This window comes from Bacillus sp. EB01 (genome assembly GCF_000613125.1).
GTDB lineage: Bacteria > Bacillota > Bacilli > Bacillales > Cytobacillaceae > Bacillus_D.
On record NZ_HG964497.1, the window covers coordinates 1262929 to 1284511 of the forward strand.

Consider the following 21583-nt stretch of genomic DNA (forward strand, 5'->3'; position numbering starts at 1 on the left):
CGGTTGGTCCTCCTTTTTATTTGAAAAAGCTAGAACGGGTTAGCCCCTTAAACAGTTAGCTACTCACAGTTTCGATAACTTTATAGTTTTTGTTGTAAAAAACCCGGTTCACTGCATTCAGGAATGCTTTTGCGGAAGCTTCAAGCACATCTTGTGAAGAGCCGCGCCCGCTCACCGGGATACCATTGACGGTCATTTTTACATGGACCTCGGCTAGTGCATCACGGCCCTGGCCAACTGAGCTTAATTGATATCTGCTTAAATGGATTTCTTCCTTTATTAGAGCTTCAAGCGTATTATAGAGAGCCTCTACGGGCCCCTTACCGGTCCGTGCGGTTTCAACTCTTAACCCTTCCGGAGTTTTAAGTGCGACCGTAGCAGTAGGGAGGTTTATTGATCCCGACTGGACCTGATATGCAAGCAAGTCATACTTTTTCAAATCGGATATGGACGTCTGGATATCGGTAAGGATAGTAAATAGATCCTCATCGGTTACTTCTTTCTTTGTATCAGTCAATGATTTAAAATCCTTGAACGCTTCCTCGATTTTTTCATCCGTCAAGGCAAAACCGAGCTGTTCTATTTTGTCTTTAAAGGCGTGCCGCCCTGAATGCTTCCCAAGCACGAGTTCGTTTGATTGAATACCTACCATGGATGGAGTGATAATTTCATAGGTTTGTGCATGTTTGAGCACTCCATCCTGATGAATTCCTGATTCGTGGGCGAATGCATTCTGCCCGACAACAGCCTTATTCGGGGCGATTGGCATCCCGGTGAGTTTCCGGACCAAATCACTTGTCCTCTTAATCTCTTTCAGTTCAAGGCTTGTGGTGTATGGATATTGGTCATTCCGGATTGCCAGTGCGACTGCAAACTCTTCCAGGGCAGCGTTGCCGGCACGTTCACCGATTCCGTTAATTGTCCCCTCGACCTGGGTTGCCCCGTTTTCAATCGCTGCCATTGAATTGGCAACCGCCATTCCAAGGTCATTATGGCAATGTGCAGAAAGTATTGCTTTATCAATATTAGGAACATGTTCTTTGACATACCTGAACATTCGCCCATATTCTTCCGGGGTTGCATAGCCAACGGTATCAGGAAGATTGATGACTTTCGCTCCTGCATCGATTACCTTCTCAATAATTTTAGCAAGGAAATTTAGATCGGAACGGGAGGCATCCTCTGCGGACCATTCAACGTAAGGGAATTTACCCGCTCCATATCTGACCATATCGACTGCCAGATCTATGACCTGTTCAGGCGATTTTTTCAGCTTGTATGTCATGTGAATGGGAGAGGTGGCCAGGAAGACATGAAGGCGGGGAGCTTCTGCTTCTTTTAGTGCTTCCCAAGTCACATCAATATCAGAGACATTAGCCCTGGCAAGGCCAGCAACCGAAACATTCCTAACAGTTTGGGCGATATTTCTGACTGCATCAAAATCACCCTGGGACGAAGCTGGAAATCCGGCTTCCATCACGTTTACCCCAAAGCGTTCGAGCTGCTTGGCGATTTCCAATTTTTCAAGCTTGTTCAGGTTAACTCCGGGCGACTGCTCCCCATCGCGCAAAGTCGTATCAAAAATGAGGATATTGTTGGTCATTCCTTTTCCCATCCCTCTCTTTGGACTTGGGCCCTTCCCCTGGGAAAGGGCCGAATTTCCTTCTCGAATAGTTCCAGCGGTTAATTAAGAACCTTTGCCTTTTGCTGAGGTTTGACGAAAGGCATTAACTCGCGGAGTTCACGTCCGACCTTTTCGATTGGATGGTTGTTTTCTTTTGCATTGATCGCATTGAATTGCGGACGGTTCACCTGGTTTTCAAGGATCCATCCCTTTGCAAAGACGCCTGTTTGAATGTCTTTGAGCACTTCTTTCATCCTTGCTTTCGTTTCATCATTAACGACACGAGGTCCGGATACAAAGTCACCCCATTGGGCTGTATCGGAAATGGAGTAGCGCATGTTTTCTAGGCCGCCCTCATACATCAAATCGACAATCAGCTTTAGTTCATGCATACATTCAAAATAGGCGACCTCAGGCTGGTAACCTGCCTCGGTCAATGTTTCAAATCCAGCTTTAACGAGGCTGGTCAGCCCGCCGCAAAGTACTGCTTGTTCGCCGAATAGGTCAGTTTCTGTCTCTTCCTGGAAGGTAGTTTCAAGTACCCCTGCACGTGCTGCCCCAATTCCTTTTGCATACGCAAGGGCAATCTGCCGTGCCTGGCCGGAATAGTCCTGATGGACGGCAAATAGTGCGGGTACACCGGCTCCTTCCTGGTATGTTCGGCGTACGAGGTGGCCGGGGCCCTTTGGTGCGACAAGGAATACATCGACATTGGCAGGAGGGACGACCTGGTTAAAATGAATGTTGAATCCATGTGCAAAAACAAGTGCTGCACCTGGCTTAAGGTTATCTTTAATGCTTTCTTGATACACCTTAGGCTGCTGCTCATCAGGAAGCAGAACCATGACTACATCTGCCTGGGCTGTAGCTTCATCAACAGGGCGTACGTCAAGCCCATCTTCCTGAGCTTTGTTCCATGATCTTCCCTGCCTAACTCCTACAACGACATCAAAACCGCTTTCTTTCAAATTCAGTGCATGGGCATGGCCCTGGGAGCCGTAACCGATTACTGCGATTTTTTTCGCTTTCAAAACCTCTTCCAAAATGTCATGATTGTAAAGTACCTTTGCCATTATTCATCCATCCTTCCGGTTTTTGAGTTTGCTTGTTTTATATAAAATTAATTGAACACAATCTTTGATGCCGTTTCGGGCTCAGCTCGTAGTACTAAGCTAAGAAAGGGCAAGTCGTTTCTATTTATGCATTGAAAAGGCGGGCATTTCCGAGACGTTTTGCTGGCTGCCCCGCAACAGCGCTGTCAGCCCTGTTCTGGCTATTTCCTTAATTCCGTATGGCCTTAATAATTCAATCAACGCTTCCACCTTTTCCGGCTTCCCGGTTACTTGTATCGTAATGCTGTCCTTAGCAACATCTATGACGGCAGGGCGGAAAGGCTCAATAATTTCTTTGATTTCATGCCTTATATGACCTGTGCTTGAAACCTTTATAAGAGCAAGTTCCCTTGAAACAACCGATTTATCTGTGATATCGGAGACCTTAAGTACATCTATCTGTTTGTGGAGCTGTTTAGTCAGCTGCTCCAGTTTCATGCTGTCGCCAACTTCAACAACTAACGTCATTTTGGAAATTCCTTCAACTTCGGTTGGGCCGACAGTAATGCTTTCAATATTGAATTGGCGCCGCTGAAGGAGTCCGGTCACACGATTTAAGACACCGCTTTTGTTTTGGACTATCGCTGTAATGATCCGTTTCATGGTTTCACTCCTATCATTTCATGCAGTCCTTTACCAGGGGCAATCATCGGATTGACGTTCTCTCCAGGGGCGACACGGCAATCAATCAGAACCGGCCCTGGAAAAGCAAGTGCCTCAGGAAGGAGCGTTGAGAGCTGGTCTTCGGAATCAATCCTTACCCCTTTGATTGAATAGCTTTCAGCCAGTTTTACAAAATCAGGCTGGACAGGGAGGAGGGACTCGGAATATCGTTCACCATAAAATTCCTGCTGCCACTGCCGAACCATTCCCAAGGCACCGTTATTGACTATAACGACCTTGACTGGAAGGTTCCTCTCCTGGAGAACGCCAAGTTCCTGCAAAGTCATTTGGAAGCCACCGTCACCGACTAATGCAACTACTGTCCTTTCAGGATCAGCCAGCTGGGCGCCGATTGCGGCCGGAAACCCGAATCCCATTGTGCCCAAGCCTCCGGAAGTGACCCAGCGATCAGGTTCTGAAAGGGTATAGTACTGGGCCGCCCACATTTGATGCTGGCCAACATCCGTTACAACAATTGCCTCACCATTGGTGAACTGATGAACTTTTTCAATAAGTTCCTGAGGACTGATCGATTCATCGTCCCTTTGATACCAAAGCGGGAAGTGAGCCTTGTTATCTTCAAGCTTCCTTAACCAATCCGTATGCTGGTTTACCGTAAACTCCTGTTTTAATAGTTCTGCCAATGCTACCCGCGCATCCGCAACGATCGGGATGTTTGTTGGTACATTTTTTCCTATTTCCGCGGGATCGATATCGATATGGGCAACTGCCGCTTGTGGGGCAAAGTGTTTAAGGTTGCCGGTCAGCCTGTCATCGAAACGTGCCCCGATATTAAGAAGCAGGTCGCATTCATACAATGCCATGTTCGCTGTATAAGTCCCGTGCATACCCGCCATGCCAAGCGATAACTGGTGGCTCCCGGGAAAGGTCCCAAGCCCAAGCAGGGTAGTTGTTACAGGAATTTGGTATTTTTCTGCCAATTGTTTCAGTTCATTGGATGCCTTCCCGTGCAGGATGCCGGCACCCGCAAGGATAACAGGCCTCTTTGCTTTGGAAAGTGCATCTGCCAGCTTAATGATTTGCAGCGGATTCGGCTTTGTGGTTGGCTGATACCCGGGCAAGTGAAAATGGTCAGTCAGTTCACCATGGACAGGATTACTTGAGATGTCTTTTGGGATATCAATTACAACTGGGCCTGGCCGGCCGGTAGAAGCAATATGGAAAGCTTCTTTGATAATCCTTGGCAAATCTGAAATTGAGCGAACCTGATAGTTATGTTTTGTGATTGGAGTCGTGATGCCGATGATATCTGCCTCCTGGAATGCATCGGTTCCGATAACTCCGCTTGCCACCTGGCCTGTAAAAATAACAAGTGGTAATGAGTCCATCATCGCATCGGTAATGCCCGTAATCAGATTAGTTGCCCCTGGGCCGGAAGTAGCAATGACAACCCCCGGTTTGCCTGTGACCCTGGCAAAACCTTCGGCAGCATGGATGGAACCTTGTTCATGCCGGAATAAGAGATGCTGTATTTGTCCTTTTGCCCGGTAAATGGCATCATAAATTGGCAATACAGCACCACCCGGGTATCCAAAAATCGTATCGACACCTTCATTCACCAATGATTCGATTAAGATATCGGCTCCTGTCTTTGGCGTTACCGCCGGTTCCAATGCCGGCATCGCTTCCACTTTCACGTGATAACCTCCTGTTTTTTGTATTTGGCTCAACGCCCAACTCTAACTATGCTTGTTCCAACAAAAAAGCCTTTTCCCCCACGAAAACACTGCTGATTTTTTCAGCGAGTATCATCGGGGAGAAAAGGCTCTTGCTTTTCTCGGTACCACCCGGTTTCACAACAGTCTTTCAACTGCTGCCTCATGGAGCGGAAACTTCCCGCTCCGGTTTTAGTAACGAGTGCTGGAAAACACCCGGCTAGGCCTACTAAGAAAACTTTTCGGCGTAACACTCAGGGACGATGTCGGAATAAGTAGTATTTCCGGGCTTCCAGCAACCCCGGATCTCTGTGAATACTAAAATCTTATTCCTTTTTTCCCGTCTGCGATTTTTCATATAGGTTAAAACTTCATGATTCCGCCGGTGCTTGCTGAGGTGACGAGCTTGGCGTATTTGGCCAGGTAACCCGTTTTGATTTTTGGTTCGGGTTTCACCCAATTTTTACGGCGCTCGTTTAAAACTTCCTCATCGACTAGCAGGTCAATAGTACGTGCGTTCAAATCAATCATTATCAAGTCACCATTTTCGACGAATGCAATTGGTCCGCCCTCGGCTGCTTCAGGGGAGATATGCCCTACAGAGATTCCGCGGCTAGCTCCGGAAAATCGTCCGTCGGTAATGAGAGCTACTTCTTTTTCAAGGCCGCGCCCGGCAATCGCCGAGGTTGGTGCGAGCATCTCGGGCATTCCCGGCCCGCCTTTAGGCCCTTCATACCGGATGACCACAACCTGGCCGGATGTTACTTTGCCGCTGTCAATCCCGGCTTGCGCATCTTCCTGTGATTCAAATACAATTGCTTCGCCAAGGAATGTTTTGATTGATGGATCGACAGCACCCACTTTAATAACGCCGCCGTCAGGTGCCAGGTTACCAAACAGGATGGACAATCCACCTACCGGACTATAAGGATTTTCTTTCCTTCTGATTACCTTGTCGTTTGTGATTTTTGCATCTTTAACATTTTCGTAAATCGTTTTTCCAGTAATCGTTAGCTGGTCTTTGTAAATCAATCCGTCAATCTGGCATAGTTCGTGAATAATAGCACTAACACCGCCAGCATGATGAACGTCTTCCATCGAATAATCGGAAGCTGGACTAATTTTTGAAAGGTATGGAACCTTTTCCGCAATACGGTTGATTTCGTGAAGATCGTAATCAATTCCGGCCTCATGGGCAATCGCTAATGTATGTAATACGGTGTTTGTAGAGCCGCCCATGGCCATATCGAGTGCAAAGGCATTATCAAATGTTTCTTTTGTCATGATGTCACGCGGACGAACATCGTTTTTAACCATATCGATTAAATGCTTTGCTGCCTGTCTGATAAGCTGATGACGCTGATCTGAAGTAGCAACAATTGTTCCGTTGTCCGGAACGGTCATTCCAAGCATTTCCATTAGGCAATTCATTGAGTTTGCTGTAAACATCCCGGAGCATGAGCCGCAAGTTGGACATGCGTTTGTTTCGATATCCAACAATTCTTGCTGGGACATAGTTCCTTTATGATAGGCACCTACACCTTCAAATACTGAGACAAGCGAGAGAGGCTTCCCGGTCGAGGAGACGCCAGCTTCCATCGGCCCGCCTGATACAAAAACAGAAGGGACGTTGGTCCTTGCAGCGGCCATCAGCATTCCAGGTGTAATTTTGTCGCAATTCGGGATATAGAAAACACCGTCAAACCAATGGGCATTAATGACTGTTTCGGCGCTATCGGCAATTATTTCACGGCTTGGGAGAGAGTAGCGCATACCAATATGACCCATTGCTATACCATCATCCACACCAATCGTATTAAATTCGAATGGAATCCCGCCTGCTTCGCGGATTGCCTCTTTTACAACCTCGGCAAAAACATTCAAATGCTTGTGGCCCGGGATTATATCGATGTATGAATTACATACTCCGATAAAGGGTTTTTCAAGGTCGCTAGTTTTTACTCCTGTTGCATATAGAAGGCTTCGGTGAGGAGCCCTGTCAATTCCCTTTTTGATCATATCGCTTCGCATGATGGACCTCCTTACCCAACGATTGCTTCTGGTTTCACATCCGGATAGCATTTCACGCCGTCCTCAGTAACCAACTTCCTGAATTCTTTTAAAAGATGATTTGTTATCGGTCCTGGTTTCCCGTCGCCAATTTTCCTTGTGTCAACATCTATAACTGCAATCACTTCAACTGCAGTACCAGTAAGGAACACTTCATCGGCAATATATACATCATGTCTTGTAAATGGCTGCTCTCTGACCTCGTAGCCAGAGTCTCTTGCAAGCTCGATTATTGCATTGCGGGTAATCCCTTCCAAAGCTCCAAGATAGACTGGAGGAGTGAAGATGACGCCATTTTTGATTATGAAAATATTATCGGCAGAGCCCTCTGTGACATAACCCTGGTCATTTAACATAAGTGCTTCATCTAAACCGGCCTGGTTTGCCTCGAGCTTAACAAGGATATTGTTTAAGTAGTTAAGTGATTTAATCTGAGGGCTTAATACATCTGGCCGATTTCTTCTCGTTGCAACTGAACCAATTTTCAGGCCCCGTTCGTACAATTCCTGCGGGTAGAGAGCGAGTGGTTCAGCTATGACGATGACCTTCGGATTGGAGCAGGAATTAGGATCCAATCCAAGGTTGCCCATTCCTCTTGAAACAACGGGCCTAATATAGGCGCTGGATAATTCATTTTTGCGGACTGTTTCTACAATGATTTGTTTAAATTCCTCGATGGTGTACGGAATCTCAAGCCTAATGGAGTGAGCTGATTCATACAGTCTTTTAATATGGGCATCCAGTCTGAAGATGTTCCCATTATAAACCCGGATTCCCTCAAAGACTCCGTCTCCGTAGAGGAAGCCATGGTCGTATACCGAAATGACCGCTTCTTCCTTTTTAACAAATTTTCCATCTAAGAAGATAAACTGGCTGGACAAATTCAACACTCCTTACAATCTTTGTATTCAAGCTATTGGGATAAGAAAAAAGTGTGTAAGACTTTCTGACAAACATAAAACAGAGTTAGGTGTATATTGATTTTTCTGATATTTCTGTATGATACAACCATTATCGAGAAGAATCAAGCGAATTTCCACATCAAATCAGAAAAATCTGAATAATTAAACAAATTTGATAGCGTTTTCATTGTTGTCCTGTCAGCGTTTTGAGGCCTCGAAAAATATTTTTATTTCTGTTGTTTATTCACCTAAGAAAATAATGAATATCCATGTGTTAAAAAAAACCAAATTTTACAGTTTAAGTTGATTTAAGGGGGTGATGAATGAGGAAGTTATATTGTCCATTATGTTGGCACGCTTCTTGCATTATAAAAAGGTGTGAGCAATTAGTTAACCTCACCAAAATTTTTCGGAGGTGCTTTTATAGTGAGCAAGGTAATTACAAAACAAGAAGCCGCCCAGTTTTTCCGCGATGGAGTAACTGTAATGGCAGGGGGATTCATGGGTGTGGGGACACCACAGGATCTCGTGGACGTCATGATTGAAAAAGAAGTTAAAGACATCACTCTGATCGCTAATGATACCGCTTTTATTGAAACTGGAGTTGGCCCGCTAATATCCAACCGCCAAGTTAAAAAAGTAATTGCTTCCCATATTGGTACAAATCCTGAAACAGGAAGGCAAATGATTGCCGGCGAGATGGATGTTGAACTCGTTCCCCAAGGTACACTTGCGGAGCGTGTACGTGCTGGCGGTTCAGGTCTTGGCGGTGTACTTACTCCAACCGGTGTTGGTACAGTTGTAGAGGAAGGCAAAGAGAAAATTACAGTGGACGGCCGTGAATACCTGTTGGAAAAGCCTCTGCGCGCTGATGTTGCCATCTTAAGAGCACATAAGGCAGATAAAGCCGGGAACCTTGTTTACCATCGTTCCGCACGTAACTTTAACCCGCTGATGGCTCTTGCTGCAGATGTGGTAATTGCACAAGTAGATAAAATACTTGAAGTAGGCGAGATTGATCCGGATGAAGTTATGACACCAGGAATTCTCGTTGATAAGATTTTGTTAAGAGGAGGTAACAAATAATGTCAACATCTCAACAAACTAATCCAAAACAAATAATCGCTGCACGTGTCGCAAAGGAAATGCAAGATGGCGATGTCGTAAACCTTGGGATCGGACTTCCGACCATGGTGCCAAACTATCTGCCCGAAGATGTGAACGTTATCCTTCAATCGGAAAATGGGTACGTAGGACTTGGACCGCTTGATGGCGACATCGATCCTGATCTTGTAAATGCCGGCGGCCAGCCTTCGGGGATTCTTCCGGGGGGCGCATTCTTTGACAGCTTATTCTCATTTGAATTAATCCGCGGCGGACACGTGGATGTTACAGTCCTTGGAGGCCTTGAAGTAGATGAGCAGGGGAATCTTGCCAACTGGATGGTTCCTGGCAAAATGGTACCTGGAATGGGCGGAGCAATGGACCTTGTAACAGGTGCGAAAAAAGTCATTGTTGCTATGGAGCATGTTGCGAAAAATGGCTCTCCAAAAATCTTGAAGGAATGCCGCCTCCCATTGACAGGCGTAGGTATTGTTGACCTGATTGTCACAGAGCTAGCTGTATTCAGGGTAACAGATTCCGGCCTTATTCTTGAGGAGCTTCAAAATGGAGCCACACTGGAAATGGTTGAAGAAAAAACAGAGGCTTCATTCATGGTGAGCCCGGACCTTGCAAAATAATAATATAATAGAATACCGGTCTCAGCCTATTAGTACAGGCTGAGACTGATAGATTATAAGTTTGGGGGAAGTTTAACATGCGTGATGTAGTAATAGTAAGTGCTGTGAGGACGGCAATTGGCACGTTTGGCGGAACACTCAGCAATACACCAGCAACGGAACTTGGAGCAATTGTAATAAAAGAAGCTCTAAACCGGGCTGGAATTCCTGGCGACCAGGTTGATGAAGTAATCATGGGCAACGTACTCCAGGCAGGTCTTGGGCAAGGGCCGGCTCGCCAGGCAGCTCTTAAAGCTGGCCTTCCTATCGAAGTCTCATCAATGGCTATCAACAAATTATGTGGTTCAGGACTTAAGGCTGTTCATTTGGGAACCCAGGCAATCCAAACCGGAGCTGCTGAAATCGTTGTCGCTGGCGGCATGGAGAATATGAGCCTTGCCCCTTATCTGCTTCCAAAAGGACGTACTGGATACAGAATGGGTGATGGCAAAGTAATCGACAGCATGATTGCTGATGGCCTGCAATGTGCAATGAACAACTACCATATGGGTATTACAGCCGAGAACCTTGCTGAAAAGTACAGTTTGACCAGGGAAGATCAGGATGAGTTTGCCGCATGGAGCCAGCAGAAGGCGGAAGCTGCAATTAATGAGGGCAGATTTAAGGATGAAATCGTTGCTGTTGAAATCCCGCAGCGTAAAGGTGATCCAATCCGTTTTGAAACAGATGAATTCCCTCGTGCAGGCGTAACAGCTGAAGGGCTCTCCAAGCTAAAACCTGCATTCAAGAAAGATGGGACAGTGACAGCAGCAAATGCATCCGGGATCAATGATGGAGCCGCTGCTCTAGTCTTGATGAGCAGGGAGAAAGCTGAAGAACTAGGCATCACTCCTATGGCCGTTATCAGGGGCAATGGGACAGCTGGTGTAGACCCTTCCATCATGGGAATCGGACCAGTTCCTGCTACAAAAAAAGCTCTACAATTTGCTGGTTTGAGCATGAATGATATTGACCTAATTGAAGCAAATGAAGCTTTTGCGGCCCAGGCTCTGAGCGTAGGCAGGGAACTCAAATTTTCTAACGAAAAGCTGAATGTAAATGGGGGAGCAATTGCCCTAGGCCATCCAATTGGGGCTAGCGGTGCACGTGTTCTTGTTACTCTTCTGCATGAAATGAAACGCAGAAACTCTCGTTATGGATTGGCGACATTGTGCATTGGCGGAGGACAGGGTATTGCAACTGTTGTAGAAATGGAAAATTAACATTTTCCAAAAAAATTCCGGAATTCCGAACTGAAAGCGCTTCCGGTTTTCCGGAATTCCGGAAAAATAGTTTGTGAGTTGTTGGAAAAAACATAATAGCTTGGTAAATTAATTTATTAAAAGTCGAGGAACGTGCCTAAACTATAAAAAATAAAAATTGCTATTTTTCTACCATTATTGGCACGAAACTTGCATTATTGATAGATGCGAGTCATTCTTGGAAACGCTGCCAAGGGAAGGGATTGGCTTGCATAAACTTTAAGGGGGATATACATGGATTTAATTATTATTTTATTTTCGTTAAGCCTTTTGATGTTCATGGCTTACAGGGGCTTCTCGGTCATCTTGTTCGCACCGATCGCTGCCCTATTGGCTGTTGTGCTCATCGAACCAGCCAATGTGCTTCCATTCTTCTCCGGTGTCTTCATGGAAAAGATGGTCGGCTTTATCAAAAACTATTTTGCCGTCTTCTTGCTGGGGGCAATTTTCGGTAAAGTAGTTGAAATGTCCGGAATCGCTGAATCGATTGCAAAGACTATCGTCAGCTGGCTCGGAGCAAAACGTGCAATTTTAACTATCGTATTACTTGGTGCAATCTTGACTTACAGCGGAGTCAGCCTATTTGTAGCTGTATTTGCCATTTATCCATTTGCTGCACAAATCTTCAAACAGGCTGATATTCCGAAACGCTTAATTCCTGGTACTATCGCACTCGGTGCATTTACATTCACAATGGATGCATTTCCGGGTACACCGCAAATCCAAAATGTTATTCCAACGACCTTCTTCGGTACTGACATTTATGCAGCACCAACCCTTGGTATTATTGGTGGGCTAGTTGTCCTTGCTTCTGGCCTATTCTACCTCGAATGGAGAAGGAAAACAGCTCAGGCTGCCGGTGAAGGCTACTTTGGTTTTGGAAAAGAAAATGCAGCTGCCGCAGAAGCAGCTAAAAAGGAAGAACCTGTGGCTGAGATGAATCTTGAGCAATCCCGCTCAAGACAAATCCTTGCGTTCGTTCCACTTATTCTGGTTGCTGTAGCAAACAAAGTGTTCATTACGTACATTCCGAAATGGTATCCGAACGGTTTTGATTTTTCCGCAATCGGCCTTGATGCATACAAGGTTGATGTTGCAGCCACTATGTCCATCTGGTCCATCATGATGGCACTTAGTATTGGTATCATTGCCAGCCTTGCTTATAACTTCAAAAAGGTTAAGTTCGGATTTAAGGAAGGCCTGAATGCTGCAATCGCCGGTTCATTGCTGGCTGTTATGAACACTGGTGCTGAGTATGGTTTCGGCGGTGTTATTGCGATTCTTCCTGGCTTCGCACAAATCAGTGATGCAATTGGTTCGACATTTACTAACCCACTTGTAAATGGTGCAGTAACTACTACTGTTCTTGCGGGTGTGACAGGTTCTGCATCCGGCGGTATGAGTATTGCACTCGGTGCGATGGCTGATACCTACAATGCTGCGATAGCTGCTGCAAACATCAGCCCTGAAGTTATGCACCGTGTAGTTGCAATGGCGTCCGGCGGTATGGATACATTACCGCACAACGGTGCCGTCATCACGTTGCTCGCTGTTACTGGCTTGACACATAAGCAGTCCTACAAGGATATTTTTGCTATCACAGTCATCAAGACATTGGCAGTATTTGTCATCATCACACTTTACACATTGACTGGACTAGTTTAACTCATACACACCAAGGAGGGGGCAACCTCCCTCCAGGGTGTATTTCAGAAAATAAGCTTTGAGCTAATTTATTAAGGGAGGCTTCACCATGAAACAATTGGAAGGAAAAGTAGCATTTATAACTGGTTCTGCCAGCGGGATTGGACTTGAAATTGCAACTACTTTCGCAAAAGAGGGAGCAAAGGTTGTCATTTCGGACTTGAACGTGGAAAAGAGCGAACAGGTTGTTGCACAGCTAAGAGAGGAAGGATATGAAGCACTTTCTGCTCCATGTGATGTAACAAATGAGGAAGCGTATAAGAATGCTCTTAATTCAGCGATTGAGGAATTTGGAAGAATTGACGTGCTTATAAACAATGCAGGCCTTCAATATGTATCACCAATTGAAGAATTCCCAACTGACAGGTTTGAATTTCTCGTTAAAGTAATGCTTACTGCTCCATTCATTGGCATCAAGACTGTATTCCCGGTAATGAAGAAGCAAAAGTTTGGCCGCATTATTAATATGGCTTCAATTAATGGAGTAATTGGTTTTGCTGGAAAAGCTGCTTATAACAGTGCAAAACATGGTGTTATCGGTTTGACAAAAGTAGCTGCCCTTGAAGGCGCTGCAGATGGGATCACTGTTAACTCCCTTTGCCCAGGCTATGTTGACACTCCTCTTGTACGTGGGCAATTGAACGATCTTGCAAAAACAAGAAATGTACCTCTTGAAAGCGTGCTTGAGGAAGTTATTTACCCGCTAGTACCTCAAAAGAGGCTGCTGGACGTATCCGAGATTGCTGATTATGCAGTCTTCCTTGCAAGCGACAAAGGCCGCGGCATCACAGGCCAGGCTGTTATTCTTGACGGTGGTTATACTGCGCAATAAGAATAGCAAAGAGTAAAAAGGTTAATAATAAAAAATACACTAAAATCCTGTCCTGAAAAGCGGACAGGATTTTTTTGATAGTTTAACAGGAAACCACTCTGTTGCGCTTGCTATGCCAAAGATTGACATGCTTGGCAATTCCAATTTTCTAACAAAAAACGCATTTTGAGCCACAAAACCTTTTTAACTTGATATAATCATAAATATAACGATTTTAAACGAGGGGGGAAACTGTTGAGTATACGGATAGATGATATTCCTGCGGATTGGCTGGAGGAAATTATCAACCTTTCAGCAGAGAGAATCGTCGTAACGGATCGTGATGGAATCATTATTTTTATTAATGACGCCTATTGTGAGTTTCTGGGGACCACTGTTGAACAGGCAATTAAGCGTCCTGTTACAGAAGTTATTGAAAATACTAGGATGCATATTGTTTCAGCAACAGGGCAGGCAGAAATTGCAGCGGTCCATAAAATAAAGGGGACCGAAATGATTGCGAACCGATTCCCTCTTATTGTGGATGGGCAATTGGTCGGCGCAGTGGGGACAGTCATGTTCCGAAATCCAGAAGAACTCCATACCTATAAAACAAAGATACAGCATCTTGTGGACGAATTAAAATATTATAAAAAGAAAGTCGAGAAGGAATTGACCAGCAAGTATGAATTTAGTGACCTTATTGGGACAAGCCCGTCCTTTATGGAGGTGAAAAAACTTGCCTGGCGGATTTCCGCCAGCAACTCCGCAGTTCTCCTTTTAGGAGAGTCGGGTACAGGTAAAGAGCTGTTTGCGCATTCCATCCATGATAACAGCATGCGATCTGCTTTTTCGTTTGTACCAATTAACTGCGCGAGCATTCCTGAGCATCTTCTTGAATCGGAACTATTTGGCTATGCGGATGGCGCATTTACTGGCGCCAAAAAGGGTGGCAAGAAAGGTCTTTTCCAACTTGCCAACAAAGGGACGATATTTCTGGATGAAATTGGTGACATGCCGCTTGCCATGCAGAGTAAACTGCTCCGTGTCCTGCAAGAACAGGAAATCCAGCCTGTAGGCAGTCAAAAGACAATTCCCGTCGATGTGAGGATTATAACCGCGACTCATCGCGACCTTGAAAAAATGGTCGAGGAAGGGAAGTTTCGCCAGGATCTCTATTATCGTTTAAATGTTATTAAAATAGAGATTCCTCCGTTACGGAAACGAAAAGAAGATATTAAAGTTCTCTCTGAGGGGCTTGTTAACAAGCTGGAAAAGAAATTCCATCGGAAGGGAATCTTAATTTCTCCTGAAGTACTTCGCATACTCGAGCAGCATTCCTGGCCGGGAAATATTCGTGAGCTTGAGAATGTATTGGAACGATCCATTAATGTACTTGACGGTAATGTGATTGAGACTGTCCACCTTCCGCTATATTTAAGGGACCAGGAATTTGTAACCCCGGATTTGATTCCTGTTTCGCCTGAACCAAAGGCCGGACCAGTAAAGCCCCTTAAAGAAACGATAGCGGAGGCGGAAAAACAGGCCATTCTATCAGCGCTTGCGCTAACAGACGGAAATCGGGTTGAGGCGGCGAAGCTCCTTAATATAGGCAAGACGAGATTTTATGAAAAGTGCAAGCAATATTCAATAAACTAATACCAGGGACCGGTAACAGGATCCCTGGTATTTTTTTTTGTGGAATGCAGGCAATTCATATCCTTTAACTATAGGGCACTTCCCTCTATTGTTCGTCTATAGGGAGTCAGTTCCGCATATACAAGTAGTAGACGATTTTGCGGGGAGGTATCCCATTTGAGGAGAATGAGGAGAAGGGGTCCGCTGCCCCTTCGATATGTAGTGCTCATTACGTTTATTACCTTTGTACTCGTTACATATCAAAGCTTAAGTTTAATCAATAAACACATTGAGCCAAGCCTTATAAAAATTGCTGAAACAAAAGCAAGGGAAATCGCATCCCAAGCAGTAAACAATGCAATTTCCCAAAATGTATCGGAGAATATCGAGATTGACCAATTAATCATAGTTCATAATAATGGAAATGAAATTGGCTACAGCTTTAATCCGAGAGTTTACAACCATGTCATTTCCGAAGCAACAACCCGGGTCCAGAACTATCTTAATTTACTGGAATCAGGAGATATTGCCGAGCTTGAGGCGGCTTTTCAGGAAGCAGATATATCTGAATCAAATGGAAAAGATGGGATTATTTACGAAATACCATTAGGAATGGCAACTAACAATACCCTCTTTTCAAACTTAGGTCCAAAGGTGCCGGTACGTTTTGAAATTCTCGGCGATGTAACAGCAAATATTGAAACAAAGTATTCAGAAATAGGCATCAACAATACGTTTCTTGAGTTATACGTGAAGACAGAGGTGCAAATGAGTGTCATTATTCCGCTCATTGAAAGAGAGGTTAAGGTAACCAACTCCGTTAAGATAGGCGATTTATTTTTACAAGGAAAGGTTCCTCAATATTATAACGGCAGCGACAAGGGCGGCAATGATGTCAATCCAATTGTGATTCCTGACTAAGTCAATGTTTAGCAAAGTCATCATGGGGAAATCCTTTGATGACTTTTTAATGTGCAGTCATATGTTAACTAGTTTGTTTATTGCAAGGAATAAAACCAGTTCATGGGCCAAAACTAATCATGTTGTTTGTGTTGAATTTATAAAGGGAACTAGCAACTTTGAAGGGAAATGCAGTTAGGATTGGAGGATTACAGCATGAAAGAAGAATATAAAGAAATGTTAGAAGAAATAGCGCTGCCATCAGGTGTAAAGCTAAAGAATAGGATTTTAATGGCGCCTATGACAAATTGGTCTTCTGGCGCAGATGGTATGGTCACTGATGATGAATTGGCTTATTATCTGGAGCGGTCTGGCGGAGTAGGTGCTGTTATTACAGCTTGCGCAAATGTTACCAGGGACGGCCAGGGATTTAAGGACCAGATTAGTGCTTATTCAGATGAACATATCCCCAGCCTGAGAAGGCTTGCGGAAACCATTAAAGGGGAAGGCGCAAAAGCGATTTTGCAAATTTTTCATGCCGGAAGGATGTCTCCTCCGGAATTGCTTGATGACAGCCAGCCGGTTAGTGCAAGTGCTGTTGCAGCGGCGCGCCCTGGTGCGAAAACTCCTCGTGAACTAACAGGAGAAGAGGTTAAGTCCATCATTTACGCCTTTGGGGAAGCGACTAGAAGGGCAATTGAAGCTGGTTTTGACGGAGTTGAAATACATGGTGCCAATACGTATCTTATCCAGCAGTTTTTCTCTCCTCATTCCAACCGCCGTGAAGACGAGTGGGGAGGATCCCTGGAGAAGCGAATGGCATTTCCGTTAGCGGTAACTGAATCCGTAAAGCAGGCTGCAAAAAAATATGCCATAGATCCGTTTATTGTCGGTTACAGGCTCTCCCCCGAAGAAATCGAGGAACCTGGGATTACAATGGAGGAAACTCTAAAATTGGCTGATGTATTATCGGAACAGGGCTTGGATTACCTCCACGTTTCGACTCAAGATTTTTGGAAAGGTTCGCTGAGGGACAAGTCAGATGACCGTTCCCGGGTTGTCCTCATACATGACCGCGTAGGAGATAAGATTCCGGTCATTGGAGTAGGGTCGCTTTATTCTCCGGATGACGTTAAGAAGGCAATGTCTAGCGGGGTTCCGTTGATTGCACTTGGCCGTGAATTGATTGTCGAACCTAAATGGGTGGAGAAGGTAAATTCAGGGAAGGAAGAAGAGATTCGTGTAACACTTTCAAAAAATGATCAGGGAAAACTTGTAGTCCCAAATCCGTTATGGCAGGCAATTGTTAACACACCCGGCTGGTTTCCTCTAAAGGATTGATATAGCTTATAAATGGCGCGTCAGTGGGAACGATAAGGGTGGAGGTGCCCTGGATGAAAAAAACAATAATAATATTTGCTTTACTAACAGTGCTGATTATGAACGGAAATGAAGTCTTTGCGGGTAAACAAAATCCGGAGTGCAAGGCATTAGAACAGATTTTCAAGACGAAGGTTAAAGCTGAGAAAAATGTTTGCAGTCTGGAAATCACCCGAAATAGTATTGAAGCAACTCATATGGGGGAAAAGGTTTCACCTGAAACGGCGGGTCTAGCTTTTCATTTTGCATTTGAGAAATTGGATGATAAAGAAACTTTGGTCATTGGTGAAATGGCACTGCTCCAAGAAGAAGTAAATCCTGTTATTGATGAGTTAAGGGAGGGTGGCCTTGAGATTTCCGCTATCCATAACCTTTGGATGTATGAAAAGCCAAGGATTATGTATCTCCATGTTCAAGGGAAAGGCAATATGATTAAGCAGGCCAATACATTGATTAACGCGATTGCAGTGACGAAAGAGAAACAGAAACAAGCATTGGACACCACCGGAGCTCATTAAAAAGGTCCGGTGGTTGACTTAGTTTATTGTTCATGATATATTTATCTCGAAGTAGAGATAAATTAACTAAAGATAAATAACACATTATATCGGAGGAAAAAACATGAACGGACTAAAAGGAATGCACCATGTCACGGCTATTACGAGCAGTGCTGAAAAAAATTATGAATTCTTCACTTATGTACTTGGGATGAGGCTTGTCAAGAAGACAGTGAACCAGGATGATATCCAGACCTATCACTTATTCTTCGCTGATGATGAAGGCAGTGCTGGAACAGATATGACCTTTTTTGATTTTCCAGGTATCCCTAAAGGCACACATGGGACAGATGAAATTTTCAAAACATCATTCCGCGTTCCAAGTGATGCTGCTTTAGGTTATTGGGTAGAGCGCTTCGACCGTTTGCAGGTCAGCCACAAAGGCATAAAGGAACAGTTCGGCAGAAAGACACTGTCATTTGTTGATTTTGACGACCAGCAGTATCAACTAATTTCTGATGAGCATCTTGGTGGAGTAGCCCCTGGGGTTCCGTGGATAAAAGGGCCGATTCCATTGGAATATGCGATTGTCGGACTAGGACCGATTCATGTTAGGACGGCACATTTTGATTACTTCAGACAAGTTCTTGGAAAGGTCATGGATTACAAAGAAGTTGCCCATGAAGGTTCCCTCTATTTGTTCGAAGTCGGTGAAGGCGGGAATGGTGCTGGAGTCATTGTTGAGCCTAATACACTTCTTCCACAGGGAAGGCAGGGTTTCGGCACGGTCCACCATGCGGCATTCAGGGTTGAGAACCGGGAAGTACTTGATTATTGGATCAAGAGGATGGAAAGCTTTGGTTTCCAAACGTCTGGATTTGTTGACCGCTTCTTCTTCGGTTCCCTTTATGTACGGGTAGCACCTGGTATCCTATTTGAGTTTGCAACAGATGGACCAGGATTCATGGGGGATGAGCCATACGAAACGCTAGGAGAAAAACTGTCACTGCCGCCATTTTTGGAACCGAAACGCGAGCAAATTGAAAAAATGGTGCGGCCTATTAATACCATCAGAAGCACCATTGAGTTTGAAAAAGAATAACTATCTTCACGAATGACCGCTGTTCCCTCGAGGGACGGCGGTTTTATTATAAGCAAGAGTTGATTGAAGCGCTGCCTGAAGCCGAAATTAGCGTGGTGTTTTACACTCCATATCTTTTTTCCTCCTCAAGGAACTATGTAACTATGATTCTATAAAATCCTGCTCCTTTAAAGATTTGCTATTTTTTCCTAATGTTATAGTGGAAAAATATTTTAATAGTTAAATTAATAGTTTTTTCGACAGCCGTGATATAATAAAAGAAAATACACAACAAGGAGCAATTGGGATGTTAAGAGATCTTTTCATTGGCCTATCCAAAAACCAAATGCTGAATACTGCTGCAAAAAATTATGGCCTTAAGCTAGGTGCACAAAGTGTTGTTGCCGGGACAAACGTTGAAGAAACAATTGAAAGTATAAAAGAATTGAACAGGCACGGCATTTCCGCTACTGTTGATAACTTAGGGGAATTCGTCTACAAAGAATCCGAAGCAACTGAAGCGAAGGAACAAATCCTCAAGGTTGTTAATGCCATTAATGAACACAAATTGTCAGCTCATCTATCCATCAAGCCGACTCAGGTTGGCCTCGATATCGATTTTGACTTCTGTCTTGCTAACGTAAGGGAAATCGTTGCGAAAGCATCAGAGTACGACATCTTTGTGAATATTGACATGGAAGATTCAAGCCACCTTGAAAAGACTTTTCTTCTCGTTGACCGCCTTTATGAGGATTATGAGAACGTTGGCACCGTCATCCAGGCTTATTTTCATAACGCACTAGAGCAGGTTCAAAACTATCGGAACATGCGTATTCGCCTTGTAAAAGGAGCTTATAAAGAGCCTGCTGAAATTGCTTTCCAAGATAAGAAGGATATTGATGCAAACTACCGGAAAATCATTGAGTGGCATTTGCTAAATGGTAAATTCACTTCAATTGCTACGCATGACCATAACATCATTAACCATGTAAAACTGTTTGTGAAAGAGCATAATATCCCGAACAGCCAATTTGAATTCCAGATGCTGTATGGTTTCCGCAAGGAGCTTCAGTACGAACTCGCAAAAGAAGGCTATAACTTCTGCACATATGTTCCCTTTGGAAAGGACTGGTATGGCTATTTCATGCGCCGCCTTGCAGAAAGGCCGCAAAACCTGAACCTTGTCGCAAAACAAGTGTTCAACAAGAAGACGAATACAATGATTGGCCTTGCAGCTGGAGCATTCCTTCTAGGCAGGCTGACAAAGAAAAAATAAATATCAAAAGCGCAAGCGCCTTGTGGCGCTGAAGCTAGACGTAGACAAGAAAGCCGGGCATCCTTATATGGATAGACCGGCTTTCTTATATCACAGTTGTTCCTTCCTATTCTTTTTCTCCATTTTCCTTTTTATGATGCTTACAAGGAAAAGGAAGGGGATATAGCCATATAGAAAGGCTATACCTGAATAAGCTGTGATTTTTGAGAGTTTTTTTCCGTATTCAATATCTTCCAAAGCCAGATTCAAAAGGAAAAAGGCAATCAAAAATCCTAAAAGAGCACGGGTAGGTTTAAAGCCGTATGTTACTTTTAGAATCCTTGTACACGACCATAGGGAAATGGAAACAATAGATGTGATGACAAGGAAGAAGGTGAAGATAAAAACAAATTCGTAGCTCTCCAATACAGAAAAACGAATTAATTTAATCATGGCCAGTGTCGGCCATAGTGTATGGGCAAGCTTTCCCTGTGTATAGTATAAAAAAGTCAGGATACAAAGGCCTAGATAAAGCAATGTTGTAGAGAAGAGACCCAAATGCCCCCACTTTTTGGATTGTCCATGGTTCTTTATAAACGGAAAGTAGATAAGGATATTCTCAAAGCCAATAAAAAGATAAATGCTTTCCCTGCCGGAAACGAAATAGTCTTTTATGCTATGTGAGAAAAAAGGCATCATATTGCGAAGTTCAAGATAAGGGTACAAGAGAATGAAAGGGAAAATAAGAAATATGGGTATGACAACTCCCCAAAAGGCTATTCCTGTAACTACCCTGAATCCTCCCGATACAATATAGTAGACAACGATACAGATAGCAAATGTTAATTCCCAAAGTGGAACCATGTCAAACGCCCACGTCTGTAAAATATCAATATATCCATAGAGTAGGCTGAAGCTGATTAAGCCAAAGTAACAAACAAGGATCATATTAAGGGAATTTCCAATGTATTTTCCGAAAGTCTTTTTGTGGAATCCCATTAAATCACCAGACGGAGAACTTTTTAAGATGCTCATCACCATCAAAAACAATATGTTTAAGCTTAATCCGACAACTAGCAGTGAAAGCCAGGCATCATGGCCTGCTCCTTTTGCGATTCTGGTTTGAAAGTTTAAAGTCCCTATTCCAATTTGGGAGGCGGGAAAAAGGAAAAACAAAAAAAACGGGGAAAGTTTATTTTTTTCTTGAACAGTCCGATCCATATTTAT

At 44.1% G+C, this 21583-nt stretch carries 18 protein-coding genes; 11 read left to right on the forward strand and 7 right to left on the reverse strand.

The annotated features are described in order from the left end of the window. Window positions 1–55 precede the first annotated feature (55 nt). The 6 genes from TY16_RS05760 to ilvE all read right to left on the reverse strand — a co-directional run bounded on the left by TY16_RS05760 (window position 56) and on the right by ilvE (window position 8026). Window positions 56–1603, reverse strand: a complete 1548-nt coding sequence (locus tag TY16_RS05760) for a 2-isopropylmalate synthase (RefSeq protein WP_043934534.1) — start codon at window positions 1601–1603, stop codon at window positions 56–58. Between the two features lie 80 nt (window positions 1604–1683). Further along, window positions 1684–2697, reverse strand: a complete 1014-nt coding sequence (gene ilvC, locus TY16_RS05765) for a ketol-acid reductoisomerase (protein ID WP_043930846.1) — start codon at window positions 2695–2697, stop codon at window positions 1684–1686. 120 nt (window positions 2698–2817) lie between these two features. Further along, window positions 2818–3339: an acetolactate synthase small subunit gene (ilvN, locus tag TY16_RS05770; protein WP_043930847.1), complete on the reverse strand. Its 522-nt coding sequence runs from the start codon at window positions 3337–3339 to the stop codon at window positions 2818–2820. Beyond that, the gene (gene ilvB, locus TY16_RS05775) at window positions 3336–5057 is read right to left on the reverse strand and encodes an acetolactate synthase large subunit (RefSeq protein WP_043930848.1); all 1722 of its coding nucleotides are present in this window, start codon (window positions 5055–5057) and stop codon (window positions 3336–3338) included. The genes ilvN and ilvB overlap by 4 nt, the downstream gene beginning before the upstream one ends. A 381-nt stretch (window positions 5058–5438) precedes the next feature. Further along, on the reverse strand, window positions 5439–7106 hold the full coding sequence (gene ilvD / locus TY16_RS05780) for a dihydroxy-acid dehydratase (RefSeq protein ID WP_043930849.1): 1668 nt from the start codon (window positions 7104–7106) through the stop codon (window positions 5439–5441). Window positions 7107–7117: 11 nt separating this feature from the next. After that, window positions 7118–8026, reverse strand: a complete 909-nt coding sequence (gene ilvE / locus TY16_RS05785; protein WP_043930850.1) for a branched-chain-amino-acid transaminase — start codon at window positions 8024–8026, stop codon at window positions 7118–7120. A 444-nt stretch (window positions 8027–8470) separates the two neighbouring features. On the opposite strand from ilvE, the gene atoD reads away from it, so the two are divergent. From atoD to TY16_RS05840, 11 genes are all read left to right on the forward strand, one after another. After that, window positions 8471–9133, forward strand: coding sequence for an acetate CoA-transferase subunit alpha (gene atoD, locus TY16_RS05790; protein WP_043930851.1), 663 nt, complete (start codon window positions 8471–8473; stop codon window positions 9131–9133). Beyond that, on the forward strand, window positions 9133–9789 hold the full coding sequence (locus TY16_RS05795) for a 3-oxoacid CoA-transferase subunit B (RefSeq protein ID WP_043930853.1): 657 nt from the start codon (window positions 9133–9135) through the stop codon (window positions 9787–9789). Before atoD ends, TY16_RS05795 begins: the two co-directional genes overlap by 1 nt. 77 nt (window positions 9790–9866) lie before the next feature. Continuing rightward, on the forward strand, window positions 9867–11051 hold the full coding sequence (locus TY16_RS05800) for an acetyl-CoA C-acetyltransferase (protein ID WP_043930854.1): 1185 nt from the start codon (window positions 9867–9869) through the stop codon (window positions 11049–11051). 273 nt (window positions 11052–11324) lie between these two features. After that, complete coding sequence (locus TY16_RS05805; protein ID WP_043930856.1) at window positions 11325–12755, forward strand: GntP family permease; 1431 nt, start codon at window positions 11325–11327, stop codon at window positions 12753–12755. A gap of 88 nt (window positions 12756–12843) precedes the next feature. Then, entirely contained in the window at window positions 12844–13626 is a 783-nt protein-coding gene (locus TY16_RS05810) for a 3-hydroxybutyrate dehydrogenase (RefSeq protein ID WP_043930857.1), read from the forward strand. A 234-nt stretch (window positions 13627–13860) separates the two neighbouring features. Further along, a complete protein-coding gene (locus tag TY16_RS05815; RefSeq protein WP_052342612.1) occupies window positions 13861–15264 on the forward strand; it encodes a sigma-54 interaction domain-containing protein in 1404 nt (467 codons plus the stop codon). 165 nt (window positions 15265–15429) lie between these two features. Continuing rightward, window positions 15430–16164 carry a sporulation protein YunB gene (gene yunB / locus TY16_RS05820; RefSeq protein ID WP_043934536.1) on the forward strand — a complete coding sequence of 245 codons (735 nt, stop codon included), beginning with the start codon at window positions 15430–15432 and terminating at the stop codon, window positions 16162–16164. A gap of 195 nt (window positions 16165–16359) precedes the next feature. Beyond that, window positions 16360–17484, forward strand: a complete 1125-nt coding sequence (locus tag TY16_RS05825; RefSeq protein WP_043930858.1) for an NADH-dependent flavin oxidoreductase — start codon at window positions 16360–16362, stop codon at window positions 17482–17484. A gap of 53 nt (window positions 17485–17537) precedes the next feature. Next, a complete protein-coding gene (locus TY16_RS05830) occupies window positions 17538–18041 on the forward strand; it encodes a DUF1259 domain-containing protein (RefSeq protein ID WP_043930860.1) in 504 nt (167 codons plus the stop codon). A 103-nt stretch (window positions 18042–18144) separates the two neighbouring features. Beyond that, entirely contained in the window at window positions 18145–19122 is a 978-nt protein-coding gene (locus tag TY16_RS05835) for a ring-cleaving dioxygenase (RefSeq protein ID WP_043930861.1), read from the forward strand. Window positions 19123–19408: 286 nt separating this feature from the next. Beyond that, window positions 19409–20377 (forward strand): proline dehydrogenase family protein, encoded by a 969-nt coding sequence (locus TY16_RS05840; RefSeq protein WP_043930863.1) that lies wholly within the window; start codon window positions 19409–19411, stop codon window positions 20375–20377. A gap of 90 nt (window positions 20378–20467) precedes the next feature. On the opposite strand, the gene TY16_RS05845 is transcribed toward TY16_RS05840, so the two are convergent. Beyond that, window positions 20468–21577, reverse strand: coding sequence for a GerAB/ArcD/ProY family transporter (locus TY16_RS05845; protein ID WP_043930865.1), 1110 nt, complete (start codon window positions 21575–21577; stop codon window positions 20468–20470). Window positions 21578–21583: the final 6 nt, after the last annotated feature.

What these genes read in the sequence shown, in the direction of transcription:
- yunB (WP_043934536.1), top strand. Translation starts at nt 15,430, where the DNA reads ATGAGGAGAAGGGGTCCGCTGCCCCTTCGATATGTAGTGCTCATTACG.
- TY16_RS05800 (WP_043930854.1), top strand. Translation starts at nt 9,867, where the DNA reads ATGCGTGATGTAGTAATAGTAAGTGCTGTGAGGACGGCAATTGGCACG.
- TY16_RS05795 (WP_043930853.1), top strand. Translation starts at nt 9,133, where the DNA reads ATGTCAACATCTCAACAAACTAATCCAAAACAAATAATCGCTGCACGT.
- TY16_RS05835 (WP_043930861.1), top strand. Translation starts at nt 18,145, where the DNA reads ATGAACGGACTAAAAGGAATGCACCATGTCACGGCTATTACGAGCAGT.
- TY16_RS05805 (WP_043930856.1), top strand. Translation starts at nt 11,325, where the DNA reads ATGGATTTAATTATTATTTTATTTTCGTTAAGCCTTTTGATGTTCATG.
- ilvC (WP_043930846.1), bottom strand. Translation starts at nt 2,697, where the DNA reads ATGGCAAAGGTACTTTACAATCATGACATTTTGGAAGAGGTTTTGAAA.
- TY16_RS05840 (WP_043930863.1), top strand. Translation starts at nt 19,409, where the DNA reads ATGTTAAGAGATCTTTTCATTGGCCTATCCAAAAACCAAATGCTGAAT.
- TY16_RS05810 (WP_043930857.1), top strand. Translation starts at nt 12,844, where the DNA reads ATGAAACAATTGGAAGGAAAAGTAGCATTTATAACTGGTTCTGCCAGC.
- ilvN (WP_043930847.1), bottom strand. Translation starts at nt 3,339, where the DNA reads ATGAAACGGATCATTACAGCGATAGTCCAAAACAAAAGCGGTGTCTTA.
- TY16_RS05830 (WP_043930860.1), top strand. Translation starts at nt 17,538, where the DNA reads ATGAAAAAAACAATAATAATATTTGCTTTACTAACAGTGCTGATTATG.
- ilvD (WP_043930849.1), bottom strand. Translation starts at nt 7,106, where the DNA reads ATGCGAAGCGATATGATCAAAAAGGGAATTGACAGGGCTCCTCACCGA.
- TY16_RS05760 (WP_043934534.1), bottom strand. Translation starts at nt 1,603, where the DNA reads ATGACCAACAATATCCTCATTTTTGATACGACTTTGCGCGATGGGGAG.
- TY16_RS05845 (WP_043930865.1), bottom strand. Translation starts at nt 21,577, where the DNA reads ATGGATCGGACTGTTCAAGAAAAAAATAAACTTTCCCCGTTTTTTTTG.
- TY16_RS05825 (WP_043930858.1), top strand. Translation starts at nt 16,360, where the DNA reads ATGAAAGAAGAATATAAAGAAATGTTAGAAGAAATAGCGCTGCCATCA.